This is a genomic window from Desulfobacter curvatus DSM 3379, from assembly GCF_000373985.1.
Taxonomy (GTDB): domain Bacteria; phylum Desulfobacterota; class Desulfobacteria; order Desulfobacterales; family Desulfobacteraceae; genus Desulfobacter; species Desulfobacter curvatus.
This window is the reverse complement of sequence record NZ_KB893055.1, coordinates 34,679-56,771: the sequence shown is the minus strand read 5'-3', so window position 1 is coordinate 56,771 and position 22,093 is coordinate 34,679. Positions and strand designations below refer to the sequence as shown.

Annotated in this window: 18 protein-coding genes; 7 read left to right on the top strand and 11 right to left on the bottom strand. The window is 47.5% G+C overall.

Annotated elements, in window-relative coordinates; all coding sequences use genetic code 11:
* Positions 1–651: 651 nt before the first annotated feature.
* Positions 652–1,128, bottom strand: coding sequence for a site-specific integrase (locus B147_RS28240; protein ID WP_020587451.1), 477 nt, complete (start codon positions 1,126–1,128; stop codon positions 652–654).
* Positions 1,129–1,401: 273 nt separating this feature from the next.
* Complete coding sequence (locus B147_RS30275) at positions 1,402–2,817, bottom strand: methyl-accepting chemotaxis protein (RefSeq protein ID WP_020587450.1); 1,416 nt, start codon at positions 2,815–2,817, stop codon at positions 1,402–1,404.
* A 348-nt stretch (positions 2,818–3,165) separates the two neighbouring features.
* On the opposite strand from B147_RS30275, the gene B147_RS31760 reads away from it, so the two are divergent.
* From B147_RS31760 to B147_RS0112000, 4 genes are all read left to right on the top strand, one after another.
* The gene (locus tag B147_RS31760; RefSeq protein ID WP_020587448.1) at positions 3,166–3,315 is read left to right on the top strand and encodes a hypothetical protein; all 150 of its coding nucleotides are present in this window, start codon (positions 3,166–3,168) and stop codon (positions 3,313–3,315) included.
* An 888-nt stretch (positions 3,316–4,203) separates the two neighbouring features.
* A complete protein-coding gene (locus B147_RS33505) occupies positions 4,204–4,389 on the top strand; it encodes a transposase (RefSeq protein ID WP_083927887.1) in 186 nt (61 codons plus the stop codon).
* A gap of 466 nt (positions 4,390–4,855) precedes the next feature.
* Positions 4,856–5,479, top strand: coding sequence for a uridine kinase (udk, locus tag B147_RS0112005; protein WP_020587445.1), 624 nt, complete (start codon positions 4,856–4,858; stop codon positions 5,477–5,479).
* 226 nt (positions 5,480–5,705) lie between these two features.
* Complete coding sequence (locus B147_RS0112000; protein ID WP_020587444.1) at positions 5,706–5,897, top strand: YgaP family membrane protein; 192 nt, start codon at positions 5,706–5,708, stop codon at positions 5,895–5,897.
* A 172-nt stretch (positions 5,898–6,069) separates the two neighbouring features.
* On the opposite strand, the gene B147_RS0111995 is transcribed toward B147_RS0112000, so the two are convergent.
* Together B147_RS0111995 and B147_RS0111990 are read right to left on the bottom strand one after the other, a co-directional pair.
* A complete protein-coding gene (locus tag B147_RS0111995) occupies positions 6,070–7,320 on the bottom strand; it encodes a type I glyceraldehyde-3-phosphate dehydrogenase (RefSeq protein WP_020587443.1) in 1,251 nt (416 codons plus the stop codon).
* Between the two features lie 16 nt (positions 7,321–7,336).
* A complete protein-coding gene (locus B147_RS0111990) occupies positions 7,337–11,569 on the bottom strand; it encodes a PEP/pyruvate-binding domain-containing protein (protein WP_020587442.1) in 4,233 nt (1,410 codons plus the stop codon).
* 385 nt (positions 11,570–11,954) lie between these two features.
* Between B147_RS0111990 and B147_RS0111985 the strand changes: the two genes are divergently transcribed.
* Entirely contained in the window at positions 11,955–12,506 is a 552-nt protein-coding gene (locus tag B147_RS0111985; protein ID WP_020587441.1) for a hypothetical protein, read from the top strand.
* Positions 12,507–12,684: 178 nt separating this feature from the next.
* Here B147_RS0111985 and B147_RS0111980 read toward each other — a convergent pair whose 3' ends face one another.
* From B147_RS0111980 to B147_RS0111970, 3 genes are all read right to left on the bottom strand, one after another.
* Positions 12,685–13,425, bottom strand: coding sequence for a substrate-binding periplasmic protein (locus B147_RS0111980; protein ID WP_020587440.1), 741 nt, complete (start codon positions 13,423–13,425; stop codon positions 12,685–12,687).
* 95 nt (positions 13,426–13,520) lie between these two features.
* A complete protein-coding gene (locus tag B147_RS30270; RefSeq protein ID WP_020587439.1) occupies positions 13,521–15,236 on the bottom strand; it encodes a methyl-accepting chemotaxis protein in 1,716 nt (571 codons plus the stop codon).
* Between the two features lie 259 nt (positions 15,237–15,495).
* The gene (locus tag B147_RS0111970; protein WP_020587438.1) at positions 15,496–16,716 is read right to left on the bottom strand and encodes an MFS transporter; all 1,221 of its coding nucleotides are present in this window, start codon (positions 16,714–16,716) and stop codon (positions 15,496–15,498) included.
* 116 nt (positions 16,717–16,832) lie between these two features.
* On the opposite strand from B147_RS0111970, the gene B147_RS0111965 reads away from it, so the two are divergent.
* Positions 16,833–17,711, top strand: a complete 879-nt coding sequence (locus B147_RS0111965) for a LysR family transcriptional regulator (RefSeq protein WP_245569001.1) — start codon at positions 16,833–16,835, stop codon at positions 17,709–17,711.
* A gap of 4 nt (positions 17,712–17,715) precedes the next feature.
* On the opposite strand, the gene B147_RS32455 is transcribed toward B147_RS0111965, so the two are convergent.
* The 3 genes from B147_RS32455 to pncA form a co-directional block, all read right to left on the bottom strand.
* Positions 17,716–18,297: a DUF1016 N-terminal domain-containing protein gene (locus B147_RS32455; protein ID WP_020587436.1), complete on the bottom strand. Its 582-nt coding sequence runs from the start codon at positions 18,295–18,297 to the stop codon at positions 17,716–17,718.
* Entirely contained in the window at positions 18,294–18,674 is a 381-nt protein-coding gene (locus B147_RS0111955; RefSeq protein ID WP_281167885.1) for an N-6 DNA methylase, read from the bottom strand. Before B147_RS0111955 ends, B147_RS32455 begins: the two co-directional genes overlap by 4 nt.
* Positions 18,675–18,741: 67 nt before the next feature.
* Positions 18,742–19,368: a bifunctional nicotinamidase/pyrazinamidase gene (pncA, locus tag B147_RS0111950; RefSeq protein WP_020587434.1), complete on the bottom strand. Its 627-nt coding sequence runs from the start codon at positions 19,366–19,368 to the stop codon at positions 18,742–18,744.
* Positions 19,369–19,551: 183 nt separating this feature from the next.
* Here pncA and pncB point away from each other — a divergent pair, with 183 nt between their 5' ends.
* On the top strand, positions 19,552–20,715 hold the full coding sequence (pncB, locus tag B147_RS0111945; RefSeq protein WP_020587433.1) for a nicotinate phosphoribosyltransferase: 1,164 nt from the start codon (positions 19,552–19,554) through the stop codon (positions 20,713–20,715).
* A gap of 11 nt (positions 20,716–20,726) precedes the next feature.
* Here the strand turns inward: pncB and B147_RS0111940 are convergent, their stop codons facing one another.
* The gene (locus B147_RS0111940) at positions 20,727–21,908 is read right to left on the bottom strand and encodes an aminotransferase-like domain-containing protein (protein ID WP_020587432.1); all 1,182 of its coding nucleotides are present in this window, start codon (positions 21,906–21,908) and stop codon (positions 20,727–20,729) included.
* Positions 21,909–22,093: the final 185 nt, after the last annotated feature.

Here is a 22,093-nt window from a genome sequence, read left to right as displayed (position 1 = left end):
AGTGATCCTTGCGTGTACGCCAATGACGCATGGGTTTGTCTCCTTGAGAAATATTGCCATTTTCGATTCTACGTCCTGAACGATCTGATATTCCGGCCTTTGCGGCTGCTGTGATTTGAATAGTCCCTTTGCTTCTTGCTGACATGTATATCCTTATCTGTTGTTCGGTTATTGATTTCCCCGACACGGGATTGCACCTCCAATTAAGTGAATTTTAGTGTCTGGGGTTTTATCACGACAAACCGGTCAAGGTAATTGTCGTCAACCGGACAAGATAATTGTCGCAGAATATTTACTTCTGGATAACTGCTATCTCGATATTGTGTGTGGCAGCATTGCCCCAGAATAATCAACAGCACAATACAGAGGGCAACTAACAATTGGCTGAGGGTCGACCCCAAAAAGCTGGCCACGTCTTTCGTAACTCCAACCGCCGCCCCTATCAGCTTTTTGGGTCGGCATCCGTCAAATTCAATTTTATAGAACATTAAATGTAATTTCGAAATTTGAACCGGTGCCACAAAATATGGTATTGGGGTTCAGGTTGGGAATCTGAGCTTTAATGGTATTTAAGGACTCCTACACCCATTTAGAAGCGGCGTTTGCTACTTTTGTTATTGGTGATCAAGATCGAAAATCTGGAAGATCAAATCAAGGGTCCGAGGTGAAGACTACCCTTCGATCAGGCTCCGTTTTTTGGTCGGACAACCCCCCCCCGGACTTTCCCCTGAGTCTGGCACTGTAAACCGTTTTTAAAAAAACTCGGTGTTTAAGGTTGGCTGCCGCTTCAAACAGCCTTTTAACCTCTTCGACGTTCATCACATTAGGGAGTTTTCGAGTTCTGGGCCGTGGCGGCAGTTTAAATTTTCTCTCTTCCCATTTGAGAACATTTTTGTAAAAACACGACAAACCGGATAAATGAGTATTACAAGTTCCCCATTCGAGCTTACGTTCCCGATAAAGATAAAGTAGATACTCTTGAATTTCTTCCTGGGTGATCAGGTCTGGCGATTTGTTAAAATATTCTGCAAGCCTCCTCACAATGTCTATATAGTGCTGGATGGTCCATGGTGAATAACGATTTAATGTCATGTAATCCATAAATTGAGTTCTAAGACTTTTAGGCATTTTTTACCTCCTTGATTTGGTGAGAAAATCTCATCCTTACGGATAGATATGGAATATTGTAAGCTTATTTAATGAGAATAGAAAATGCTTAGAAACTTGATTGAAGGGGACCATGGACCTCTGCGCCCCCCGTTCTCCGGCAAATTTTGTAGGGAGTCTTTTTAGGGTTTATGCAACCGGGATGTTTTAAAATGGCCAATTCCGCGCATCGGTTCAGTTCATAGTCAACACGTCTTTATATCTTAAATTGTAGTGGACCCATGATACTTTTAGTTAAATATCACTGACCATAGCAGATAGCTTCTTAGCTAAGGACGCTAATTCTTCTGCCTTGGATGTCAATTTGGAGCTATTTTGGGCAATCTGGCTCGCAGACTCATGCACAACAGTAATATCTTCAGCAATTTCTGTTGATACCGAAGAACTCTGGTTTATGTTATCGTTTATCTCGGCGACTCGGGAAGAAGCATTCCCGACATTTTTGGCCATTTCCTGACTTGTAACAGCCTGCTCTTCAACAGCAGAGGCGATAGAAGAAACAATATCATTAATTTCATTTATCCCATCTGATATGTTCTCAATTTCAGAGACGGTACCGTCGGTTGAAGTCTGAATAGTTTCAACTGTTCGTTTGATTTCTTCAGTAGCATCAGATGTTTGTTTTGCAAGTTCTTTTATCTCGGCGGCAACAACAGCAAACCCTTTACCGGATTCTCCTGCTCTGGCAGCTTCGATGGTGGCATTTAATGCCAACAAATTTGTTTGTTCTGAAATGTCTGAGATGACTTCGGTAACACTGGCTATCATCTTTGCTGATTCTCCAAGTTTGCTTACTTGAACAGACGCATTCTTCCCCTGCTCCACAGCAAGGTTTGTCATACTTCGTGCGTTTTCAGAATTTTTTGCAATTTCATTAATGGTTGCATTCATTTCTTCAACTGCTGAGGCTACATGATTCATGTTCATCGTTGTTTCTTCCATGGCGCTGGACATGGATTGCATATTTGAACTCATCTCTTCAGATGCTGCCGCCACGGAATCAGATCTTTGTGACGTGTCAAGAGAATTTTGTTCAAACTGCTTTGATACTTCAAGCAAAGACTCAGAGGATGGTGTTAAGATCTTAGCAGTTTCTGATAATTGTTTCATTGAATCGACATTGGTGACCAATTCCACATGACCAATCTTTTTCCCAGTGTCATCCTTGATATAGTGTGTATCGACCTGCATATATGTGCTGGGTGCATCAGGATATTCTTGATTATAATGAGTCGTCTGCCTCCCCTTTCGAAGGCAGCTGATCCCACAATTTTCTGTCTCACAGATATCGGCTTGCCAATTTGAACAATGTTTACCAATTACACTTCTTTTATTCAAATTATGTTGGGCTAATAATGTTTCCGTAACTTTGTTAACAAATACCCATTTCATATTCATATCTGTCGTGGTCACTGGGAAAGCCATTGCATCCAATGATCCTTCCAGATAGAAAATCAATCGCTGCTTGCTGTAGTTCAGCTTTAGAAGGATGAGATTCATCACACTTAATATAATGGCAAGATAAAATAGCTTCTGTGCTTTTTCAGGATATTGGGCATCGCCATTGAAAATCTGAACTACGAAAAACCCTGTTATCACGAGGGCACAGATCCATAGGACCAGTTTGATTTTATGCGGGATATTTAACATGTTAATCTCCTCATAATAGTTACGAATTTATGATAACACTGCGGAAATACTAAAACGATATACGATTTTGGTATAAAACGCAAAATTTATCTGCTATAGGCTGTATTGGAATTATCTTGTTTAATCAATGAGTAATACCAAGCCTATCACTTATGGTATTGAACCGGATTATTTGAAGCTCAAAGCTCCCGACCAATAACAGATCAAGTGCACATGCCCACGATGCAGGCATTTCCCGAGCGTTTCTAAAAAAAATCCCAGTTTTTCACCCCGGAAATTTTGTATACTATACTGTCTTTATCCTGATCCACCAGGATGATAACAACATCTTTAAAGGAGGGCATCACCATGAAAATGTCACAAGCAATCAAAAATTTTATGGCGTACCAAAAGCTCAATTCAAAAAAAAACCATCCAAAACTATCGGTACTTCCTGGCGGTCTTTTAAAAAGCATTCGGCTGGAAAGATGTAGCCACGCCAAAGCACCGGTTGTTTAGTCGGTGCCTGGACGATAGCGCCCATCCAAAAAACATTATCCAAACATAACCACTTGAAATTATAAAGTTTGGACAACACCTTTTTCACCAGAAAAAATCATCAAACTGGAAAACGATGATATTCTTTTCTATCGTATACCTAACATTTAGACGGTTACTTTTAAGCTTGATTTCACAAATAGAACCTGCTAGGCCTATGAGATTATGTTTCGTATTATCCCCAAATTAATATTCACAGCTTAGTGCTGGGAAGGAAAGAATGATGACAGTATCAAAGATTGCGATTGTAGGCATAATTATCATCACATTTTTCAGTATGGTTTCAGTTTCTATGGCAGACTGTCCCTCAGGATATTCTCCTTGCACTATAAATGGCCAATCAGATTGTTGCAGAGCAAGACGAATTATAAAAAAAACAGGTCATGACAAAGATCAGTTAAAGATTATAAAAAAGTGTACATCAACATGCAGTGATGAAGCAACTAAATGTGAACGTAATTGTATCAATATTAATACCATTAATACCTATAAAGAATGCAGAAAGTCATGTAGAACCGAAAGCCAAAAGTGTAAAACGAAATGTTACAGTATGTTCAGATAAGCAAACCTGTCAATCGCAGTCCCGGCAGAGTTTGATCATAAGGTTTCGGTCGCTTCTGGTAAAAGCGGAATCATAACCCAGTATAAATGTTACCGGGGGAATCCTTGTGACGGAGACATGGTCTCAGATATTCTTGAAAAGCATAAAAGGCAATATGCCCATGCTCCCCGAGCTTTGGCGGGAAACCGTCGGTTTTTCAATGCAGATAATGAAAAAACAGCATATGATTCAGGCGTCAGAAGGGCGTCCATATGTAAACCTGGACAGATCCAAGGCACCTAAAAAAAATAGAAAAGAAACGCTGGTTCAAGCGGCTTCAACGTTATCTGGCCGGTATTGAGGGGCTTATCTCTGGGCTGATGCGTGGATATGGTCTAAAACGATGCAACTGGACGGGGTGGAAAGGCTTCCAAAACTATGTGAGCCTGAGTATAGTGACTTTTAATCTGCAAAAAATAGCATCGTTTTTATAAAAAAACGAATCAGATCCAACAGATTGTACCCAAGGAGATAGTTGAGAACCATAAATCCCACAAAATTGAAAAATAAACGACGTTTGACCCCAAACGCAACAAAGAAGCTACGCAAAATTGTTTCGACCGGCTTTGGGCAAAACAGTCGTTTTTCTACAGGAACTACTTAGACTGAATGATCCCAATTTTAGATCCCTTGCATTAATCTGAATTTTTAAAACATGTGTTCGCATGATAGGCACAAGGGAAATGAGTAATGCCAAGGTCATAATGGTATCAGCTGCCGCCCAGGCCTTTTTAAAAACAGCATTGAATAACAGAAGCATTGTGGGGTGCAAATCCTTAAAGACAGGTTGGCACACCTTTTGACGACTCTGAAAAAGATTGATTTTGGCAGGATACCGGTTTACCTTTTTTATACTGAAAAAAGGTTTTACAACACTGGGCAGCAACAGGAAACTATGACATGGACAGACCGCAATCGTATGTGATCGGTATTGCAGGAGGCTCCGGGTCCGGAAAAACCTGGCTCATCAATAGGATACTGCAACACACAGGACCTGACCGCGTTACCGTTATCCGGCATGACTGGTACTATAAACATCATCCCCACCTGCCATCGTCCGACCGAGCCCCGGTGAATTATGACCACCCCGATGCCCTGGACACAGCCCTTTTAGCCAAACAGCTTAGGGCGCTCCTTGACGGGCAGTCGGCAACAGCGCCCCAATATGATTATAACACCCATCTGCGGCTGGCGCAGACGCTCACCATCCGTCCCTGCCCTGTCATCATCATTGACGGCATATTAATTTTTACTGACCCAGCCTTAAGGGCGATGATGGATCTTAAGGTTTATGTGGATGCCGACCCGGATATCCGGTTCATCCGGAGAATGACCCGGGATATTGAGCACCGGGGCCGCACCCGGAAATCCGTGGTCCGCCAGTACCTCGAAACGGTCAAACCCATGCACGACCGGTTTGTGGCGCCTTCCAGAAGATACGCGGACATCATCTTCCCCGGCAGCGGTCAGAATGATTCGGTTTTAGACCTTTTAACGGCAAAAATAGACCGTCTGACCCAATAGCAAATGGCAGCTGGGCCGCCCGCCTCACGCCAAGTTACATTTAATTCCTGTCAGTCCGGTAAAGATAGATTTCCCGGTTTCTTGACGGCATTATAATTTGTCCTTACTTTAAACCATGGGCTGACCTGGTTTTCTTACTGTGGTTCAGCCCTCGTTGAAAGATCTGTGTGAATTCCACATATCTTTTTAAAAATTACGAAATCGTACGATACGAGGAGAAATTGTCATGAAAATGGAAGATTATATCCGCGCCATTGCCGGCAGTGTTGTTCTTATCACCCTGTTTTTGGGATGGCTGGTTTCGCCTTATTGGTATTTGTTCACAGCCTTTGTGGGGATAAATCTTGTCCAGTCCGCATTTACCGGATTTTGCCCCATGGAAAATATTCTGGAAAAAGTTTTTAAGGTGCCCCGCTGAAACATCGCAGATTAAAACCATGAAAAGCATGAAGATTGATTTTCCGGTATATTCTTCATGCTTTTCATGCCCTTCATGGTAAAACAAAATACGTAACGCTTGAGTTTATGACATTGAAATTAACCTTGTAAAGCAATACCAAAAAGGGAGTTTTTAGACAAACCAAGCCCCCTTATTCCATGGACTCGGCAACGGTTACGGTTCTGTCCCCCAGCATGTTGACATAAGATGCCATTTCATTGTCGTACCATCCATAAATGACCGCCTGGGTGACTTGGATGGAACCGACACGATCCTTGATACTCTCCAGCACTTCCTTGTCAATACCCTGCATATGTCCCAGGTTAATGGAAATAGACGCTGTGCGGGTGTGGGTTTCATGGCCCTCGATGACTGCCGCCGCCCTGGGGGTACCAATGATGTCCGAGGAGACATTCTGTTTGTTCGTGAAGATCAGATAACCGTCGGACTGTTTTTTGGCCGTGTCCTGATAGATCTGGTTGATCACGTCCCTTCTGACCGGCGGCGTGTCCAGTTCTTCCTGCAGGTTGATGACCAGAACGATCAAAGATCCGGTGGCGGTGGGGATACGCACAGACTCGGCAATGAAACCGATACTGGCCATTTCCGGGATCACCTGTTGCAACGCCTTGGCTGCACCTGTGGTGGTCAAAATGATGTTATTCATGATGGACCGGTTTTTTCTCAGATCGGTTTTTCCGGTTTTGGGCAACCGGTCCAGCACCTCCTGTGAGCCTGTGGCCGCATGAACCGTGGCCATGGATGCGGACAGCACCCGATCCAGGCCAAAGGCATCCAGCAACGGCTTGACCATATGGGAAAGACAGGTGGTGGTGCAGGAGGCATTGGAAATCAGACAGTGGCGGACAGGGTCATAGTCTTTGTCATTGATACCCATCACCGTTGTAACGGCATCATCGGGAACCACGGCCCCTTGTTTCAGTTTAAAGGGCGCCGACGCAATAACTTTCCTGGCACCAGCCTCCAGGTGTCCCCGGATGGAGCCCTTTGGCGCATTTGATTCGAGATTGGGATCAAGAAACTGGCCCGTGGTATCCACCACCAGTTCCACATTATGATCCGCCCATGCGATATCTTTTGGATTGCGGTCTGTGGAAAGAATTCTTATTTTTACCCCATTCACCATAAAGGTTCCGGAATCCGGATCAACATCCGTGATAACAGGCTCTCCCCGAAAGCCGTGTAGAAATGCCTCCAGACGGCCGTATGTGGAATCCCGTTCAATATAATGAATGAGATCATCCATGCCGGTGCCGACTTCCCGACCCACATTGATAACGATTTCATCAAAAAATTTTCTGCCGGCATGGTGCCATAATGTCAGCTTTCCAATTCTTCCAAGTCCGTTAATGCCCAGGATCTTTGGTGCGTCTGTGCTCATGTTTCCTTTGCCTTTTTTAGATTGAGGTTAAGTGGTTACTGATTTTCATCTGTCCCTGGTAGACAATGCCTTTATGGCCGTCCAGACTGATGAAATCCCCTGTATTCATTGTTACACCATTGAGTTCACAAAAGCGTGCTTCTTCATTGCAGATCAGATTTTTACACCCCACCACGCAGGTTTTGCCGAGATTGTACGCTACCACAGCGGCGTGGGAGGTCAGTCCCCCTCTGGCCGTCAAGATGCCGTCTGCCGCATCAATTTCCAGAATGTCATCGGGCACGGTGTCATTGCGAAGCAAAATCAGGCTGGTATCCGGGTCCTGGCGCCTGAAGCCGTCTATCTCTTCCAGGGAGAATACAATTCTGCCGCTCATGGCACCTCCGGATACCCCGATTCCCTGGCCTAATTGTATTTTTTCAAGCTTGTCCGGCGCAGCATCAAACCGCTTGATTTTTTTTCTATCCCGTAAAGACAGATCTCTGGCCTGGAGAATAAATACATCTTCAACTTCCTGTCCCTGGAAGGTAAATTCCATTTCCTGGGGGTTCCAGCCTTCTTCATAAATCAACTGCAGAACAATGCTTTTTAGTTTTTCATACACCAGAGGAAACCGTTCCTCCAGGCTTATTTTTACGCCCCTGCCTTCCATTTCCCTTTGCAGTTCGGAGATTGGCAGGGTTTTCACTAAACCGGATACCACATCTTCCCCCTGGTTGCCAATGGTAAAATCCCCCCACAGCCGGATGGCGTCCCCGGGCAGTTTGGGGCTGTGGGTGAACACCACACCGGAGCCTGATTCCCTGGAACGATTGCCGAACACCATGGACTGAACCGTCGCAGCCGTGCCCCAGTCATCTGAAATCCCCATGATTTTCCGGTAATTTTTAGCCCGTTTGGAGTTCCAGGATGAAAATACTTTTTTAATGGACAAAAATAACTGGTCCATGGGGGATTCCAGCAGCTCTACGCCCTGGTCCAGCAAAAGCTGCTTGTATTCCAGGGCCACTTCGTGCATTTGCTCCCCTGTAAAGTACCGTTTGAAGCGGATGTCGGCTTTTTCTTTATGGCTTCTGATGATGGCATCAAACCGGTCTCTCTGGATACCGAAAACCATGCCGTAGGCCTGGATAAATCTGCGGTATGAATCCCATGCAAACCAGGGGTTCCCCGACTTTTCGGCAATTTTTTCGGCAATCTGTTCATTAATGCCTACGTTTAAAAATGAATCCAGCATCCCCGGCTGTGAAATGGATGATCCCGAACGAACGGACAGCAGCAACGGGTTTTCCGGGTCCCCGAATTTTTTCCCTTCCGCCTTTTCAAGCTGGGCAAGCATATGGGCCACCAGCTGCTGAAAATTCACCGATGCCGGGATGTAGTTGTCAATGAGATCCAGGCATTTGAACACCTCTGTGGTGATGATGAATCCGTTGGGCACTTTAATCCCCAGACGCTTAAGTTCTATGATATTTAAGCCCTTGTTGCCCAGGTAAATGATATTGTTGCTGAACAGCTCCCCGGCATCAATGGAGCAGACCGCCGCTTTGGGATCGTAGTTGAGAAGGGCGGACAGTTCATCCTGGGTCAGCCGTTCGGATTGGCGGAACAGGGTATTTAAAATCCGGTTTAAAAATACATCCAGCTGCTGGAGTCCAAGGGATGTGGCAATCCGGTCCCGGAAAAAAATATCAGCCACCCGCTGGTCCAGTTTTTTGGCCATTTTGGCGGCGGCCGGTGTGTTGGGAATGTTGGCCGCCGGCCCCAACCCTTCGGGCAGGTATTTTTCAAGTATGTTTTCCCGGCCGATGCGGTTGTCCAGATTGATCAGATTCAGAGAGTGCAGATTGTTAAAATGGTCGTTGACTGCATCGGCCACCGCCCGGGTAAATCCCTTGAAAATATCCAGGTACTGGGTAAAGGAGCAGGTGGTAATATTAATTGCGTATTTCAAAAATTCCAGCTGGGTATCCAGCTTGTTGGATATAATGCCGTCCAGGGCCAGGGCCTGGCGGAAGAGCGTAAGAACGGAAAAGATTTTTACAAAGGTGGGCTTGGTGATCAATCGCAGGTCAATGCTGTCGATGAGATCCTCAAACAGTACATTGATGAGGTTTTCAAGTCTCAGGGTCATGCCCAGGGCATCAAATTTGGCCTCGCTGTAAGACCCGTACATGGACGGGATGTCAACGGCAATGTGGCGCTTGTGGTAAATGGATTCGTTTACGGCAAATTTTTCCTTGGACAAAATAATGTTTTTCAGTTCCGCCATATAGGATAAAAGTCCGCCGATACGGCTTTCCGGATCAGTTTCATTCAGGGCATGGAGGATATCCCGGGGATCTGGAAGGCCCTGGGACATATGGGTGTTGACATAGTTCGCAAGATCCAGGTTCTCAATACCGTATTTTTCATTGAGCAGGGCGTGGAACCGGATAATCAGTTTAACCCGTTCCTTATCCAGGTCGGTTGCGTCTTCTGTCTTTTCAATGATGGCCTCAATGTCGGCCTGTGGGACGGCAAGAAAGTCAACCGGTGTGTTCAACTTGTTCCGGGCCAGGGTGCGGAAAACGGCATGGGTACCGTCAATGTATTTTCCGCTGGTTTGGATAGTATTATAGATGGACGGGGGCAGGTAGGGTTTAAGCGGGGTTTTATCCAGGGTTTTCCAGAACATCATGACTTCCCGGATAAAATCCACGATTCTTGATGAGCTTTCCACATGGCATTGTTTGCGTAAGAAATGGATCAGCTTGTCCCTGCGAAACACCGATTCATCCAGACGGGTGGAAGTATCCCGAAGCTCTCCTTCGGCACCGATTTCATTGAAAAAGGTGGGCAGCAGCCGGGCTAGCTGTTTGACCAGATTATACACCGGTGCTATGTCCGCATTGAGGAATGTGGTAATGTCCCGGGGAAACAGGTCTGTGTCCCGGATAAACACGCCGCCCACGGCCAGGGAGGTGATCAAAGCCGACAGCAGGCGTTTGGATTTTTTCGGGTGCCTGGCCACCAGGGTTAAAAATACCCGGATATTTTTCACATGGGCCACATTGCATTTGATCTGCCAGTCTTCTCCGGTGCCTGCAATATCCGGGAACTGAAACCCATGGTCCACGGACCGGTCAATGAAATGATTGATCAGCTCGATTTCGTCGGTATTGTATACGGCATCCCCGATTTTATGGATGCATTCAAGCACGGTTTCCGGATACCGTCCTTTGTGCTCCTTGAGCAGGGCAAAGGTTTGGTCAACAATGACCATGTCTTTTTTATAATCCCCCCGTTCTCCGATCAGGGTAATCAGGGTGCGGTGAATATCGCCCAACGCTTCTCTGTGTATAATGGAAAGGCCGGGTGCATGAATAATATAAAACAGAAAGGTCAGCTTAACATATTTTCCAAAGGTCTTTTCCGGGGCAAAAGAAAAAATTTGCCGGGGTATCTCCCTGAACCGTTTGATATGGTCCCTGTGTCCGGTCAGTTCCATCAAGGCGGATAAGGCGTTCATGTCGTCGGCCGGCAGGGCTTTTATCTGCATCAAGGTCTGTTGCTGTTTTTGAATCCGCTCCCGGGATACCGGCTCCAAAAGCGTGAGCATATCCGGCCCGCCGCGCCATTCATCCATATTGTTTTTCATCCAGGCCACAGGGTCATCCTGACTGAGCCAGAATGCAAAAGAGAGATCAAAAAAGCGAATTAAAAATTTATTTAAGGCAGATCGTAAATTAGGATCGTCCGGGAGTGCATCGTTTTTGGTCATCAGCTTGACTATGGCGTCGGGCTGGTAATAGGAGCAGACAAAAAAGAAGAAATCAGCGTCATCCAGGGATAGAATACGTTCAACTTCATGGATCAGTGTACCATTGAGCACTTCGAGTCCTTGTGGCCCGGATTTGGCGATATAATGCAGAATCTGCATGAGATTGTCCGCAGCATTGGATTTGATTTCAGAATCAGGTACGGATTCAAATGCCGAATTAAAAATATCACAGAGCAGATCAAGGACCTTTCGTCCATCCGGCTCGCTGGAATATAAATGAAAATAGTGAAGGGAGAAATGCCGGGACTCATTAACAATGAAGGCCCAGTTCCGGTAGGGGTGGGATAATTCCTTTAAAAAAGTTTCCAGGCGGTTGATAATGCCTACGTATCCTTTAAAAAAATCAAGGAGCAGAAGATACCGATCATCAATGGTGACATCTGCCCGGGTATCTGAAAGGTTGACTTCAAGGGCTTTTGATTTCACAGAAACGACCTCGTTATTTGTTTAATGGTGGAAAAAGGTTTCCCCAACGTTGCAGACGTCATGAGGGTTTCAGCTTTAAGGCACTCAAGGTTGCTGCTGTAGTAAATTGCCGCAAAACCTTGTTGGGGATTTTATAAGTTTAGGCTCCTTAGTGTACCATGGTCACACGGGTTTGCAACCCAGGTTTTAGGTTAATCCCCATTTGTGTCTGCCTTCAAATTAATATTTTTAAATCTTATGCTCTTGACACAGGTTCCGGCTTGCTTATCTTAACCGATTTTTATAAGATGAAAAATTAATCTATCGAAACAGAATTCAATTGAAGATTAAAATCCAATTCCAGTTTTTTTAATTTGGTGAACATTTAATGTGAGGAGTAACAACCATGAATAATGATCCGTCTCAATTTACACTCTACAGTGGGGGACACAGGGGCGCTGAAGCCGAATTTGGAAAACTTGCAGAAAAATACGGCGTCAAGGAAGTCAATTTTTCCTTTGAAGGAAATGTCCTTGACAGGGAAGCAGGCGTGAGGCTGCTGAACCAGGAAGAGCTTGAAAAGGGGAATATCTCAATGGATATCGTCTCGACCCGCCTGGGTCGGTCCTTTTCAAAAGGCAATAGAATCAGAAAGGTTATCCAGTCCATTTTTCATATGGTCAATAATGGATACCAGATCTTTACCGTGGGGTGGATCCTGCCGGACAAGACCGTTAAGGGAGGCACCGGCTGGGGTGTGGAGTTGGGCAAATTGTTCAACCGTCCGATATTTGTCTACGAGCAGGACCGGAAGGCCTGGTTTTCCTGGGTGGATAATGACTGGAAGATGGCCACCCCCTTGATTCACCATAAAACCTTTACAGGAACCGGCACCCGGAATCTCACCGATGATGCTGCGGCTGCGATGCAGGATCTGTTTGAGCGCAGTTTCAAATAGAGTGTGCTCATTAAGTTTGATAGTTGCAGAAAAATTTGCATTCTCACGACCATGGGTTGCTTAAGCTTGCAAATTTTTCTGCGGAAAGTGGTTGGGGGCGCCCATTAAAGGACACTATGGTGGAAAATGGAAGCCTCATTGCGCCCTCTCTCCAGGATTATGGCTTTTTTAGTTCTGATTAATCCGAGATCACCCCTTTGATAATGCCGTCGTAGGAACCGTCGTTCTTCATCCCGGCCAAAGCGTTATTGAACTGCGTCAGGAGTGATTTTTTATCTAAGCTTTTGGCGAATACCAGGTACGTATCATTGATGGCCACCGGGGTGCCGGACATCACTATTTTATCCTGGAGTTTTTCTTGGGCGATCAGCTTTTGCCCGGCTAATTCGATGGCCACGACACAGTCCAGCCAGCCCTGGGTCAGCTTTTTGAAGTTGGCCTCGTCAGACTTTCCTTCTTCGGCGATAAATGCCTTTTGTGCCTTGGCCTCGTCAAAGTCCGCTCCATAGCTCCATCCGAGCAGGATGCCCACCTTTTTTCCGGACAAATCCTTTACCCCGGAATAATTGAACGCCTTGTCCTTGTTGATGAAAAGAACCAGCCGCTCTGAAAATATCGAGTCGGAATAGTCAAATATTTTAAGACGATCCGGATTTTTGTAAATCCCCCCGATTCCGGCGGCACCGTCTTTTCCCATTTTCAAGACCCGCTTCCAAGGATAGGCTGACACCTTGACCGGTACGTTCATCTTGGAGAAAATGGCTGTCAGCATCGCAGGGTACAGGCCGGCAGCCTTTCCAGCGTCATTGTACATAAAAGGCGGATTGGCATTATCTACCGCGATTTCAAGATCCTGGGCATGGGCGGGGAGCACGGCCAGGCATAAAAGACAGAAGCCAAAAATTACTTGTTTTTTCATGTTGAACCTCCTTATTTTTAATCTATTTTGAATTCGGCACCGGCAAAGAATTTGCTCGACGCCGCCTAAAAATGACTGCGGTAATGGGTGTGTCCCTAAACTTTGAATTTCCCCATCAGTCCTTCCAGATGATCGCCAAGCTCTGAGAGATTGTCGGCATTGGCCTTGACGTTGTGGCTGGAAGAGGATAGGCTGCCGGCGCTTTCCTTGATCTCCCCGATATTCCCGGCCATCTCCTGGGAGGCGGAAGAGCCTTGGGCAATATTTTCGTTGACCTCCATGATCCCCGCGGATGTGCGGGCAATATTTTCCGAAATCTCCCGGGTGGCAGTGGATTGTTCCTCGACCGCCGTGGCAATGGTGGCCACAATGGTATCGATCTCTGATACGATCCCTAAAATGTTGGTAATGGCATCCACGGTCTTGCCGCTGGATTTCTGAATCCCCAGGATTTGTTCTTTGATGGCACCCGAGGCTTCGGACGTCTGGTTGGCCAGGCCCTTAATCTCATTGGCGACCACGGCGAAACCCTTGCCGGCTTCACCGGCCCTTGCTGCCTCTATCGTTGCGTTTAGGGCCAGAAGATTGACCTGCTCGGAAATATCGTTGATGGTCTCGACCACCTTGCCGATGGTCTCGGCAGCCTGACCCAGTTCTTTGACTTCATCGGCAGCCTGTTGGGTTTGGGAAACGGCATTGTCCGTAATGCTTTTAGCCTTTTCGGCGTTTTGATCGATTTCGTTGATGGTAGACGACATCTCTTCCGAGGCCGTAGCCATCATGGTGATATTGGAGGAGGCCTCTTCCATGGCCGTCGCCACAGAGGTCATGTTCGAACTCATGTTGTCTGCGGCCTGGGCTATGGTGACGGACCGGTCCGACAGCCCCCCGACCTGACTGTTCATACTCTCGGATAAGGCCGAGAATTCCGTGGATGCCTGGTTGATGGTGGTGGCATTGTCGGACACTTCCCGGACCAGGCTCTGGATGTTTTCGATAAACCGGTTGAACCAGGTGGCTAACGCCCCGATTTCATCCTGGCTCCCGATTTTTAGCCGCCGGGTCAGATCCCCCTCTCCCTGGGCAATATCCCGTATCATGGCAACGGTGCTGTTAATGGGCCGGGTCACGAAGATTTTCAGGCAGATCACCAAAGTGACGATCAGGGCCAGGATAATCACGGCGGCAGTCGCGATCTGTCTCTTAATGGCTGTTCCGATATTCTTTTGGGCCATGGTTTTGAAGGCCTGAATGTTTTCCCGGGTATTGGCTTCCCGGTCCTTGATGCTTTCCTTTACCAGAGCGTCGGTGTAATAGATCCGGACGCTGCCCACCTTATTGCCTTCTTGAAGGGCATCCTGCACGATGGACAATTTTTCGTCCACCTGGGCCGTGTCAGGAAGTGTTTCTCCCATGGTGATGGCAGGGGCTTTCCAGGCCGCCCCAAAGGGCTTGTTCTGGGCGTCCAGAACCTTGATGGCGACAATGCCGTCCAGTTTCAAATAGCTGGACAAAAGTTTGAATAGCTCCTCTTGGTCAAAATTGTACAAAAAACCCCGGGTCACGCTTGTACAGATTTCAAGATTGACCTTCATATCGGTTTCAAGTGCTTTTTTCATCCGTACCCTGGACTTTTCCAAGGCTGTTTTCTGCTTAGAGGAAAACACCTGGATCATGTTGCCGGCCAGGTTGGATGCAAGCTGGATTGCAAAGTAGCTATTGAACGCTAAAAAGATCAGGATAATGATGCCGCTGACAAATGACGTCTTAGACAAAATACTGGTCCGCCGCTCGGATTTTTTTGTAATCATGGTTTTTCCTTCAAAAAGGAACCCCTAACGAATAGAGATTTAAGATATTGGGTGTTCCAATCTTCGTTGTATTGAAAAAATTAAATTTTAATTAATTAAGAATAATAACGCTGATAATTTGGGGTTTAAGATATCGTACTTGGTTTATCGCTGTCAACGGATTTGAGTACGATCTTTTTGCGATAAATGGGGGCAGAGCAAAATTAACCGTTAGTTCCATTTACTTTGATTGATCCTTCACCAAACTGGGACGGTCGGGTTAGGGCGCAAGGGGTGAAATCGGTTTTTGGCAGTGCGATACAGATTGAATACCCAGGCAGATGATAAAAGCAATGCCCAATAGCGCCAGGATCAGCGCCACCACCCCCGGCCAGGCCCATCCGTGATAGATGGTGCCGCCGATGGTGCCGGAGATACTTGATCCCAGATAATAAAAAAACAGATACAATGATGAGGCTTGGGCATGGGAATGGGCGGCAAGCTGACCCACCCAGGCCGATGCCACGGAATGGGCCCCGAAAAACCCAATGGTAAACAGCACAATTCCCGCGATCACCAGCCACAAATAAGATCCCACCGTCAGTACAAGGCCGATTGTCATAATACACAGTGCCGAGGATAGAATGCGCCGCCGTCTGTAGGTATTTACCAGGTTGCCCATCGCCGTGGAGCTGACCGATCCAAAGGCATAGGCCAGGAAAATCAAACCGACCTGGGTATGGCTCAGGCTGAAATCACGACCCCGCAGCCGGAAGGTCACGTAGTTGTAAAGGGTGACAAAGCCCCCCATGCAGCAAAAGGCGATCAGATACAATCTTCGCAGTCCCGGATTCTTAAGATGATCCGCCATGGAGACCAGCAGTGCCCTGGGCTGAAAGGGTTTGCCTGAGAAGTTTCGTGACCCAGGCAGACAGGCCCAGACTATCAGGCCACACACAAAGCATAGCAATGCCATGGACACCAGCGCCCATCGCCAGCCCATAAGATCCGTAAACCAGGCAGTCAGAATTCGGCCCGACATCCCGCCCATGCCGTTACCCGCAATATAAAGCCCCATGGCCGCACCCAGGGCGTTGGGCTCGGTCTCTTCGTTGAGATACGCCATGGCCACTGCCGGCACACCGGCCAGGATGATGCCCTGCCCCAGACGCAGCAAAAGCATGCCTGAAAACGCGTGGTGAACCGCAGCGCCAAAGGCCAGAACCGGTGCCAGAATTGAGGCAGAAATGATCAATGGCCGCCGGCCCACCGCATCGGACAGGGAGCCTGAAAAGGGCAGTGTAAATGCCAGAGAGAAGGTGGCAACGGAGAGCGAAAGACTGGCCATGGCCGGAGTGATGCCGTATTCCCGGACCAGGTTGGGAAACAGCGGCTGAAAGTCATAAAGGCTCGCAAAGGTGACAAATCCTGCCAGAAAAAGCGCCAGGTTGGCCAGGTAGTATCGGCGACTGCCCTTGTGTATGAATTTTGTATCGTCCATTTTACCTCCCGTGCTGTGGCTGTTGTTTTCCCATCAAGTGTCTGGGCAGGAAAATACTTGCCGCAAGGTCATAAGTAAAATATATTGTTTTTATTTTAACGATATAATTATTTTATTTGTTTATTTTGAATGACCGCCAGCTACAAATTTTTAAAGCCGTCTGCCAATGCCGGAACTTCACCAAGGCTGCGGAACAATTGCATATTGCCCAGCCCGCCGTTAGCATATCCATACGCAAGCTTGAAGAAGAGATCGGGCTGACGCTGTTCAACCGGCAGGAGAAGACCGTCTCCTTAACCCCGGAGGGAAAACGCCTGCTGACCCACGCCAATTTGATTCTTGATAATTTTAAAGCGGCAGAAGCAGAGATGGCCGAGCTTAAAGGATTGGGAAGCGGGGAGGTTAAAATCGGCATCCCACCCATGATGAGTGCCCATTTTTTTCCGAAAATTATTATGGGGTTTAAGGATCGGTATCCCGGAATAAACGTGGCGGTAAACGGAGACGGGGCCGCCAGTATCCACAGGATGATTGCCCATGGACAAATTGACATCGGGGTGATTGCCGGGTACAAAATTGCCCACGGCATTTGCCACAAGCGGTTTCTGCGCGAGGAGATTGTGGCCGTGGTTGACACAAATCATCCCTTTGCCGGCAAAAAATCCATCACCATTGACGAATACTTTCAACAACCCCTGATTATGTATCCCCCCGGTTACTACATGCGCGAGCTGATGGATGATTTGATCAAAGAAAACGTATATATCCCGGATGCTGTGTTTCAAACCAATTTATTTTCCCTGGTTCGTTCCCTGATTAAAAAAGGCATGGGGATCTCCACCTTCTTAAAAATGGTGGCTGCCGCCGATGAAGATCTGGCCGCCGTCTCCTTTTCGCCCCCATTTTTTCTTGACCTGGATATTGCCTGGAAGGAAAATCGTCATCTGTCCCGGGCCAACCAGGCGTTTATTGATTATCTTTTGGCCTATACCTGAGCCATCAGGGCGTTGAGGAGTTCGGTTTGCTTGCCGGTTGCGGCGTCAATCTGGTGTTCCAGAGAGTCGCAGAGAGCCATAAATTGATTTTCTTTTCATTAATCAATCGCTGCTTTTCGGCCTCGATTTCCTTCAGAAGTTCACTGGCAGGCGGGTCGTTGGTATCCTGTTCCACCAGCCTGCCCTGCATGGCAAGAGTCAAGATCAACTCATGCAATTTGGCAACACCGTCAGGCGCGGCAAAGGCGGTGTCGAAGTGCTGTTCAACCAGGGTGGCGTTCTCTTTATTCATCCCCGCTCTCCTGATTGCTAAATGCCACTGCCTCACACTCTCAAGATTGCGCTGAGAAAACCCCTTCATATCCGGGAATTCCGCCATCAAATCCCGGCTGAGCTGTTTCAGAAAGCCGCTGCCCCATCGGGCCGTTTTCTGTCTCTCCACAATATCGGCACCCAGTTCCCAATAAAAGGTCAACAGCGAGGTATTCACTTGTACTGCCGCCTTCACCTGGGTCTGCCTTACCCTTTGTTTGATCGCTTTGAGCCAGTTGCGGTATTCAGTCGTTTTTAAATGGGTCTTGTTCATGCTTTTCCCTTGAGGCAGGCCATCAATTCAGTTTTCAACGCAGCCTGTGCTTTGTTGAGTTTTTTCACGATATCCTGATATGCGGCCATCAGCTCTTGGGGATCGCGGTGGTTGACTTTTTCTTCGTACGGGTTTTTGCAGTCAAGGTTATAGTTGCGGGCTGTCAACTCCTTGGCCGGGATTTTCCAGGCATGCTCGGTGGTCTTGCGGCCACGTCGCCCGGCACCGCCCCACCACGTTTTTTCAAGATCGAATTCAGCAATGGTCAACGGCTTGGACCGGGAGTCGGATTTGTAGTCTTTCGGATAGGGGTGTTCAAAGAACCAGACTGTCTTGGTCGGCCCGCCTTTTTCAAAAAAGAGGATGTTGGTACAAATATCGCGTTCGGAGAGTTGTTTCTTATTTATCAGCCAACCCTTTTGTGTAAAGTTCCTTAATTTGTTTTCAGCAGATATCGACTCCGGCTGTTTTCATCTCTTCCAGCGCGGCGGCCGTGGTTTCCGGTGCAACACCCCGGCACAGGTCTTTGATCAGTGTCACGTCAAACCCGAGCATTTTAGCATCCATGGCCGTGGCCTTGACGCAATAATCCGTTGCCAGTCCGTAAACGATAAGTTTTTTTATGCCGGCCTTTTTGAGGATATCAGCCAGGCCGGTATCTTTTTTTCCGTCATCAAAAAAACCGGAATAGGAGTCAAAGGCCGGGTCCATCCCTTTTTTTACAATGGCCGTAAAAAGGGATTCATCTATCAAAATCCGGGCACCGGGGCTTTCCTGGACACAGTGGGGGGGCCATAATACCTGCTGGCGGCCTTCAATTTCAATGAGATCATAGGGATTGGCGTTGTCGTGGTTGGAGAAAAAAGAGATATGGTCTGCCGGATGCCAGTCCTGGGTGGCATAGATGGGGTAACCCAGTGCCTTGAGCCGCCGGGTTTCGGTCTCTGCCCTATCAAGGTATTCTTGGTCTGCGCCTTCAACGGCCAGGCTGCCCTGCATGGCCTGGGTAAAATCCTGTTGGATATCCACAACAATTACGGCGGTATGGTCCTGTTTTGTATTTATCTGCATAAAGTCTCTGTCCTTTTTGAAAATTATACCCTAAAATAATCCTTTTGGTACTTTATATGAAAGTCTGTGTAAACTACAGAGATCTTTCAAACTTTGTTGTGAGCTATGCCTGGCCGTTGATATGTCAGGTCAGCCCATGGCTGTTATATACAAACAAAATTTTTTTAGAAATAGTATAGGCCCATGATTGAGACGATACTTGACAATGATCTGTATAAATTCACCATGCAGCAGGCTGTGCATCGGCTGTATCCCAAGGCCCGGGTTGGGTATGAACTGACCAACCGGGGGAAAACCCCTTTTCCTGAAGGCTTTGAGCGCTTGGTTAAAGAGCGGGTGGCGCAGATGGCAGGGTTAAGTTTGACCCGTGAAGAAAGGGTGTGGCTGGAAAAGGCCTGCCCCTATTTTACCCAAGCGTATCTGGATTATCTGGCCGCATACCATTATGATCCTGACCAGGTGGAAATTTCCCAGCAGGGGCATACGCTTTTTGTCAGGGTGGATGGGCCGTGGTGCCGGACCATTTTATGGGAAGTGCCGCTGATGGCCATCATTTCCGAAACCTATTTCGAGATCACCAGTCCTGAAATTATGTCCAGGCAGGCCATCCGGGAGCGCAACCAGACCAAGGCGAAAATGATGGCCAATGCCGGCCTCACGTTTGTGGAATTCGGTACCCGGCGGCGGTTTTCCATTGCCAACCACGCCCATTTCCTTGAGGATGTTCTGGCGCTGGACCACCATCGCATGACCGGTACTTCCAATGTGCATTTTGCCAGAGTTTACGGGCTTGCCCCGGTGGGGACCCTGGCCCATGAGTGGATTATGTTCCATGCCGCCTTAACCGATTATGCCGCGGCCAATGCCGCGGCCATGGATGCCTGGCTTAGGGTCTATCCCGATGTGCTGGGCATTGCGTTGACCGACACCTTTACTACGAACAATTTTTTAAAGGCCTTCACCCGGGACCGGGCCGGGCGGTTTTCCGGTGTCCGCCACGATTCCGGAGACCCTGAAATCTTTACCCGGGACATCATCAGCCATTATAAAGAAAAGGGTATTGATCCGGCGACCAAGGTCATTGTGTTTTCAGATGGCCTGAATGTGGACCGGGCAATTAAAATTCATAAATTCTGCCGGGGACAGGTAAAGGACTCCTATGGCATCGGCACCAATCTGACCAATGACGTGGGGGTTGATCCTTTGAATATTGTGATCAAATTATCCTGGGTAGAGCCTGAACCCGGCATGGAAGGCCGGTCCACGGTTAAGTTGTCCGATGATCCGGGCAAACATACCGGTGACCCCGGAGAATTGCTACGCTGCCAAAAAGCCCTTGGTCTTTGATTTTTTCCGCCTCATTCCTGACCTGCGGCTTGAGCAAGCTTTTTAATGGCGATTCCAATGGTGGCCTCATCCGCCATGGTATAATTAAGCCGCATGGTGCCTTTGCCCTGTGACGGGTCTGTATAAAAAAACCGGCCCGGCACAAACGCCACGCCGTTTTCCACGGCCTTTTCATATAATGTCAGGTCATCCAGGCCGTCAGGACCGGTCACCCACAAAAACATCCCCCCTTCAGACGGGGTGCAGACATATCCTTTGGGCATCATTTTTTCAAGGGCTGCCAGCATGGCCTTTTGCCTGGGTTTGTATAACTCAATGATCTTTGGCAGATGGGTATCAAGGTATCCGCCTTCCAGATATTCAGCAGCCAGAGCCTGGTTAAAGGTCGATGTGTGAAGGTCCACCCCCTGCTTGACCAGGACCAGCCACTGGCGCAGAAATTCAGGAGCCGCATAAAATCCGATGCGAAGCCCGGGGGCAAATACCTTGGACAAGGTGGAAACATAGATGACATTATCCGACGCCAGGGTCTTAATGGCCGGAACCGCCTCTCCCTGGTAACGAAGCGAAGAGTAGGGATCATCTTCCACAAGCAGTGCATTGTGTTTTTGGATGATCTCGGCAATCTTTTGCCTTCTTTCAAGGGACAGGGTTCGGCCTGTGGGATTCTGGAATGTGGGAACCAGGTAAATCAGTTTGACTGGATGGTTTTCCAGCGTCTCATCCAGGGATTGGGGAATCAGCCCCTGGTCGTCTGTCTCCATGGATATATATTCGGGCTCATAGGGATTAAACGCGGATATGGCACCAAGATAGGTGGGGGATTCCACGGCGATCTTATCCCCTTTGTTGATCAGAAGCTTGCCCATGGCATCTAAAACGCCCTGGGAGCCGGAGGTGATATTTATCTCATCAGGTGATGCAATAATCCCGCGCCGGGACAAAAGAACGCTGACCTGTTCGCGCAGGGGCTCAAACCCTTCGGTGAGATCATACTGAAATGCACGGGACTGATATTTTGCCATAACCGTTTCAACCAGCACCTCAAAAAGATCCATGGGAAAGCTTTGCGGGGAGGGAATTCCCCCGGCCAGGGAGATGATCCCGGGCTTTGATACCACTTTGAGAATTTCCCGGATGGCATTGGTCTGCATAAGCCGGGTTCTGTCTGCCAGAAATGACTGATAATCCATTTTATCTCCTTTTTATCCTGTACGGCAACCAAGGCATACGTCTTTTGATTCGCTTAAAAATCCTTTGCATACTGGTTTTTATTCTGCCGGTAACCGCCCTTACAAATTTTGATCAAAATATCAGAAAAACCACTTCGTTAACAGATACAGAATTAAACAATTTTAAGCATAACAGATTTTATTCT